The sequence below is a fragment of the Pseudomonas nitroreducens TX1 genome (assembly GCF_000313755.1).
GTDB classification, from domain to species: domain Bacteria; phylum Pseudomonadota; class Gammaproteobacteria; order Pseudomonadales; family Pseudomonadaceae; genus Pseudomonas; species Pseudomonas nitroreducens_A.
On sequence record NZ_AMZB01000016.1, the window covers coordinates 1 to 977 of the forward strand.

Here is a 977-nt window from a genome sequence, read left to right on the forward strand (position 1 = left end):
GTGGTACGGAAGTAGAACTGCGGACGGTAGCCTTTGAAGAACGGAGTGTGACGACCACCTTCTTCTTTGGACAGCACGTACACTTCGCACTCGAACTTGGTGTGCGGCTTGATGGTGCCCGGCTTGGCCAGAACCTGGCCACGCTCTACGTCTTCACGCTTGGTGCCACGCAGCAGAACGCCAACGTTCTCACCCGCACGACCTTCGTCGAGCAGCTTGCGGAACATTTCAACGCCGGTGCAGGTAGTCTTGGTGGTCGCCTTGATACCGACGATTTCCACTTCTTCCTGGATCTTGACGATGCCACGCTCAACACGGCCGGTTACCACGGTGCCACGACCGGAGATCGAGAATACGTCTTCGATCGGCATCAGGAACGGCTTGTCGATGGCGCGCTCGGGCTCGGGGATGTACGAGTCCAGGGTCTCTACCAGCTTGCGCACGGCGGAAACGCCCATCTCGTTGTCGTCCTGGCCGTTCAGGGCCATCAGAGCGGAACCGATCACGATCGGAGTGTCGTCGCCCGGGAAGTCGTAGGTGTTCAGCAGATCGCGAACTTCCATTTCGACCAGTTCCAGCAGCTCAGCGTCGTCAACCATGTCGGCCTTGTTCAGGAACACGACGATGTAAGGAACGCCTACCTGACGGGACAGCAGGATGTGCTCGCGGGTCTGCGGCATGGGGCCGTCAGCAGCCGAGCAAACCAGGATCGCGCCGTCCATCTGGGCAGCACCGGTGATCATGTTCTTCACGTAGTCGGCGTGGCCCGGGCAGTCTACGTGAGCGTAGTGGCGTACCGGCGAGTCGTATTCAACGTGAGAAGTGTTGATGGTGATACCACGAGCCTTCTCTTCCGGCGCGTTGTCGATCTGGTCGAAAGCGCGAGCGGAGCCACCCCAGGTCTCGGAGCAGACCTTGGTCAGAGCAGCGGTCAGAGTGGTTTTGCCGTGGTCAACGTGACCGATGGTGCCGACGTT

At 59.9% G+C, this 977-nt stretch carries 1 protein-coding gene; it reads right to left on the reverse strand.

What is annotated here, in order from left to right; translation table 11 throughout:
• Positions 1-977, reverse strand: a 977-nt coding sequence (gene tuf / locus C167_RS0100090; RefSeq protein WP_017516262.1) for an elongation factor Tu, incomplete at both ends; no start/stop codon positions are given.